The organism is Halalkalibacter lacteus (assembly GCF_036663595.1).
GTDB classification, from domain to species: domain Bacteria; phylum Bacillota; class Bacilli; order Bacillales; family Bacillaceae_D; genus Halalkalibacter; species Halalkalibacter lacteus.
Map to the genome: position 1 here is coordinate 1 of NZ_JAWRVL010000064.1, position 5947 is coordinate 5947.

The 5947-nt window shown below is 39.1% G+C and carries 4 protein-coding genes, 1 rRNA gene and 1 pseudogene; all 6 read left to right on the forward strand.

The window, feature by feature from the left end; translation table 11 throughout:
* Positions 1-99: ribosomal RNA gene (rrf, locus tag SAZ04_RS21340) — 5S ribosomal RNA — on the forward strand; the annotation flags it as partial.
* A gap of 113 nt (positions 100-212) precedes the next feature.
* Positions 213-338 (forward strand): annotated as a pseudogene (locus SAZ04_RS21345) (aldo/keto reductase); the annotation flags it as partial.
* A gap of 296 nt (positions 339-634) precedes the next feature.
* On the forward strand, positions 635-2140 hold the full coding sequence (locus SAZ04_RS21350; RefSeq protein ID WP_332699436.1) for a malate:quinone oxidoreductase: 1506 nt from the start codon (positions 635-637) through the stop codon (positions 2138-2140).
* Between the two features lie 300 nt (positions 2141-2440).
* On the forward strand, positions 2441-2632 hold the full coding sequence (locus tag SAZ04_RS21355; RefSeq protein WP_332699439.1) for a hypothetical protein: 192 nt from the start codon (positions 2441-2443) through the stop codon (positions 2630-2632).
* Positions 2633-2807: 175 nt separating this feature from the next.
* Entirely contained in the window at positions 2808-5387 is a 2580-nt protein-coding gene (locus tag SAZ04_RS21360) for an alpha-amylase family glycosyl hydrolase (protein WP_332699441.1), read from the forward strand.
* 279 nt (positions 5388-5666) lie between these two features.
* The coding region (locus SAZ04_RS21365; protein ID WP_332699444.1) for a general stress protein at positions 5667-5947 on the forward strand (281 nt) is incomplete at its 3' end.

The window sequence follows — 5947 nt, forward strand, 5'->3', positions numbered from 1 at the left end:
AGAGGTCACACCCGTTCCCATGCCGAACACGGTCGTTAAGCTCTTTTGCGCCGATGGTAGTTGGGGGCTTCCCCCTGCAAGAGTAGGACGTTGCCAGGCAAACAAAAAGAATGGATCTACCAAAAGGTAGATCCATTCTTTTTATTATATTGTTTAAAAACGCCACTTACGTTAATCCATTAAAGGACTATATTGTTTAGAATATGGCAGTGGATGCTTGTTATGAGAGTGCAAAGAAAGCATTCGCAAAATCTCTAGAACGATTACAAGTGGATGATTTAGATTTATATTTGATTCATCAACCATTTGGTGATGTATATGGTTCATGGCGTGCTATGATAAGTAAAGGCGAAAAATAGAGGGTGGCGGCAAACTAAAGCCTTAACCCTTGCAAGAAGCTGGGTTAAGGCTTTGGTTTTTGTTTTTGTGTGTTCCTAGGCCCTGTGGACGGACATCTCACTTTTTACCAGCTTTTAAATAATTTATAATTATCATATAATAGTACTATAAATAATTGTAATACACTATGATATGGTTATAATTGAGACAGAAAAGGTGTGTGACTAGGTCGCGCCTTAGCTTGGTGTGACGCCTACATCTTTTCTGCAAATTTTAGGGGAAAAGGTTGATAAAAATGAGCAACAGCGAAACTAAAACAGACGTTATTTTAATTGGCGCCGGAATCATGAGTGCGACTTTAGGGACACTCTTGAAAGAATTAGTACCGGAATGGGAAATTAAAGTGTTTGAGAAGCTCGCAAACGCAGGAGAGGAAAGCTCTAACGAATGGAATAATGCGGGAACGGGGCATGCGGCACTGTGTGAGCTTAACTACACAGTTGAAAAACCGGATGGATCTGTAGATATTAGTAAAGCTATAAATATTAATGAACAGTTTCAGGTTTCAATGCAGTATTGGTCTTATCTTGTAAACAGCAAGCTGATACATAATCCACAGGACTTTATCATGCCATTGCCTCATATGAGTTTCGTACAAGGGGAACAAAATGTAACGTTTTTAAAGAAACGTTTTGAAGCGCTGTCAAACAATCCCCTATTCCAAGGGATGGAATTTTCCGATGATTCGGAAAAACTGATGGAATGGATTCCGCTTATTATGCAAAACCGTGCATCGAATGAACCTATAGCTGCAACAAAAGTCGACTCTGGAACTGATGTCAACTTTGGTGCTTTAACGAGCATGTTGTTTGACCACTTAGAGAGTAAACATGTCGATATAAACTACAAACATAGTGTTAATGATATTAAACGTACGAGCGACGGCTTGTGGGAATTGAAAGTGCGGAATTCGGGTAGCGGTACTGTCGAACGCCATACTGCAAAATTCGTCTTTATCGGAGGCGGGGGAGGAAGCCTACATTTACTGCAAAAATCCGGTATTCCTGAAGGAAAAAATATTGGAGGATTCCCGGTAAGCGGAATATTTATGGTGTGTAAAAATCCGGATGTTGTAGCGCAGCATCATGCAAAAGTATACGGCAAAGCGAAGGTTGGTGCTCCGCCAATGTCTGTTCCGCATCTTGACACTAGATATATCGACAATAAAAAATCATTGCTATTTGGACCATTTGCCGGCTTCTCACCAAAGTTCTTAAAAACTGGTTCAATGTTCGATTTAGTAACTTCCGTAAAACCGAATAATGTCTTAACTATGTTGGCGGCAGGCGCAAAAGAGATGTCATTGACAAAATACCTGATTCAGCAAGTTATGTTATCGAAAGAACAGCGCATGGAAGAGTTACGTGAGTTTATCCCGAACGCGAAAAGTGAGGATTGGGATTTAGTAGTAGCGGGCCAACGTGTGCAAGTTATCAAAGATACTGAAGCTGGCGGCAAAGGAACGCTTCAATTTGGTACGGAAGTGATTACTGCCGCTGATGGCTCAATCGCAGCATTACTAGGCGCTTCTCCGGGTGCTTCTAGTGCCGTTCACGTTATGCTTGAGGTAATCAAAAAATGCTTCCCGCAACATATGAAAGAGTGGGAACCGAAAATTAAAGAAATGATTCCTTCTTATGGCGTGTCACTAATGGAAAACCCAGAGCTTCTGCACGAAATTCATACTCAGGCAGAGCAGACGCTTGGTTTAAGAAGCGAAAAAGAGCGGGTCTTTAGTTAATTCTTTGGATGTAGAAACAAAGGTATCGAATGAAAAAGTGTAAGCAACATTTTTCATTAATGGACAATTATTTCTATGATGAAGAGATTGGAAAAAACAAAGATAAAATAAAAAATTCACTTAAGGAACTGAGTAATTATTAGAATATCATTGGAAATAAAACAGAGAACCTTTGATCTATCTTTGAATTGAAGGTTCTTTTTTTGAATTCAATCCCAAATTCTCCTTAAAGCCAGGGCTTTACTTATATACAAAGGGTGCTTTATTAAAAGTTTGATTTTCAGTAGAGGAGGAAACCTGTTGAATAAAAATCAAAAAACTACAATTGTATTTCTATTGTTGGGGAAATCTTTTATTGCAGGTGGATTAGCATTAAAAAATTTCTATTTACATTCAGTAACTTTCGGAAGCATTATAGGGTTAGTATTAATTCTGATTGCTTTAAGATTTGCACTTAAATGGGCACAAGATGAAAAACAAATCCTTAATTAGCAGATGCGTTTTTGTGCAATCGCTTCCCTAATTATTTAAATGTTTCACAAACAATGAGTCATACCATTTTGATGAATTTATAGAAAACGCTTGCAAGATAACGTTATATGTTTTACTGTTATCTTGCAAGCGCTTTAATGTAGCGTTTGCGCAATGCATACTAAGGAGGATGAAAATGAACCGTTTATCTTTATTATTTTTGTCAATATTGCTTTTGTTAAGCACGTTTATGCCAACGCTTGCACAACCGGCCGCGGCCCAGTGGAGTGGGGATGATGGAGGGTATGAAAGCGTAGTGTTACGGGGAAGTGTTGCTCCTCTAAAATGGGATGGAAACGACAACCCTCTGTTTTTTGATCAAGAAGAGGGTGTCTGGATTAGTGAACCTATTAATCTACCAGGTGGGCAAAAAGTAGAATACAAGTTTGTCTATGATGGCGAATGGATGTCTGGTGATAACTTAGAGTTTACGACACCTCAGGCAGGGACCTATCAATTTGTTTTTCACCCAGAAGATGAAAGACATGTAGAGGTTCGCCCGGCGACGGAATATGATGGCGAACTAACGCTACGAGTTGAACTTCCTGAAGGAACTCCAGACTGGGTTGTTCCAACGGTCGCTTCCAACATGAACAACTTTAATTATTCTGTTACACGAATGAGTAAGGTTGAAGATGGCCTCTATTCCATTACCTTAAAAGGTCCAGCTGAAGATGAACTCAAATACCGTTATGGATTAGGGGATTCCAACTATCAGGAAACAAGAGCAGAGAGACGTACAGCGGTCTTTACTGTGGAAGGAAATGTTGTAGAAGATACAGTAGAAGCGTGGACAGGTATTCCAATCGCTAATAACGTATCTCATAGTTTTAATCATTCTCCATTCATTCCAAGTGAAAATGATGATGTAACAATAAACGTTGAAGTAGAACACAATGGACCGATTACAGATGGCGGTATCTATTATACAATTGACGGCGTCTCTCCTAAAGGAGCGAGAGGTGAAGCTGAAGTTGGACAAGTTGCTGAATTGAACATTGTTTCTACAAAGGAAAGAAACAACGAGGGATATGTGTCAATCTTTGAGGGGACAATCCCAGCTCAAACGAATGAAACACCTGTAAAGTATAAAGTGGACGTATGGGATAAAGATGGAGAAGGTTCTCAATTTGCTGATACAAATAGCTTAGACTCTGTCGGAGCAACTGAATTTGCTTATTATGTAGATGAATTTCAATCTCCTGATTGGGCAAAAGATGCGGTGATCTATCATATCTTTGTCGATCGTTTTAAAGATGGAAATCCAAATAACAACTATGACACGGTAGATGTAGAGGACGTAGGTTTAGAGGAAGCACTGAAAGACTGGATGGGCGGCGACCTTGAAGGGATTATCGAAAAAATCGATTACTTAAATGAGTTAGGAGTAAACACGCTTTATTTATCACCAGTATTTGAAGGACCATATTCACATGGATATCATCCAATTGATTTCTTGAATGTTGATAAAAATTTTGGTTCAATTGAGCTTTTACAAGAATTAATTGATAAAGCCCATGCTCGTGACATGAAAGTCATTTATGACATGGTGCCGAACCATAGTTCAGATGAGAGTGCTTTCTTCCAAGATGCATTGGATAATGGGAAGGAAAGCCCTTACTATGACTGGTACACATTCTATGAGGATGGCTCATATGAAACATTCTACGGGGTGGAAAGTCTTCCGCAACTAAATAATGACAATCCTGAAACGAGAGAGTATATGCTTGAAGAGGTCATTCCTTTCTGGTTGGAAGAGGTAAACTTTGATGGATACCGTTTAGACTATGCTAAGGGGCCTAGCTACAGCTTCTGGGTAGACTTCCGTCATGCGGTAAAACAACTAGATAAAGATTATTATATTTTTGGAGAGATCTGGGATAACCGTGACAAAATCAACTCATATTCAGGTAAGTTAGATGGAGCACTTGATTTTGGTTTCCATGATACGTTTAAAGGTACGTTTGCTAAGGGTGGTTCTATGAAGAACGTCAGCAATTTAGTAAAAGAAAACGCGACTTCTTACCATCCGGAATATATCATGTCATCCTTTTTAGATAACCATGATGTTCCCCGTTTCTTGTATGAAGCAGGAAACGATACGGATAAGCTAAAGCTGGCATCCTTTACTCAATTTACATTACCAGGTTCGCCAATGATTTATTACGGTACGGAAGTCGGTATGTCTCAAAGTGAAAACCATAATGAGTACAGTGACTGGAAAGACAGATGGTACCGTGAAATGATGCCTTGGAATGAGGAAAATCAAGATCTTGATGTCTTTGCTCATTATCAGGAAATTATTGCATTACGAGCTGAGTATTCAGCTCTACGTACAGGTACGTTTGAAGAAGTGTTTGTTAATGATGATGTGCTTGTTTTTGAACGAGTTGATAACGATTCACGCCTACTTGTTATTGTTAATAAAGGTGCTGAACAAACGTTTGATTTAGCAAAACTTTATCATCAAGATAGATTAACTAATGTAAGACTTGAAAATGCATTAACTCAAGAAAAGAAGACTACCAAAAAAGGAACCATTGAGATCACAACCGAAGCCAATGGGTTCAACATCTTTGAAATATCAGGTAAGTTAACCAAAGGAGAAAATGAAGAGTCGGTAGGAAGAGGGAATGGAAAGGCACCCGAAACGCCGGTAGGAAAGGGTAAGGGCCATGAGAAAGCGGCAAAGACGCCGGTCCTTAATGGTCAGTAACAATTAAAAGACTGAAGACAAATGAATGGCCAGGGTCAAAGAAACAATAGGAAGAAATGACACAAAGACTTATGATGTTTTGTTAGGAAGAAAGTGGGTACAACATGGACTGTATGAACGAACTCAACACTACCAATCGCCAAAAACCAAAAACTAGGAAAAAAACCTATATTTTAGATGAAATGTACTATTTTTATAAAGATGGTTTAAGTGAATAATAGAGGTGGTAAAGAGAGTTATGCAACACCTTATCTAATATTCCAAGGAGGTAGATTTGAAATGGCTAACAACAATTCAAACCAAAACAATAACTCTAGTGGAACGATGACTCGTGAGGAAGCAGGTAGAAAAGGCGGAGAAAAAACCGCTAGAAAATACGATCGAAAGCACTTTGAGGAGATAGGTAAAAAGGGAGGAAGAACTTCTTCTGGAAATCAAAATACGACTAGTAGTAGCGACAGCAACAACAGAAATAACAATACAAACAACAACTCTAGCGGAACGATGACTCGTGAGGAAGCAGGTAGAAAAGGCGGAGAAGAAACTGCTAGAAAATACGA

Coding starts and splice junctions, on each gene's coding strand:
- SAZ04_RS21350 (WP_332699436.1), top strand. CDS start 635: ATGAGCAACAGCGAAACTAAAACAGACGTTATTTTAATTGGCGCCGGA.
- SAZ04_RS21360 (WP_332699441.1), top strand. CDS start 2,808: ATGAACCGTTTATCTTTATTATTTTTGTCAATATTGCTTTTGTTAAGC.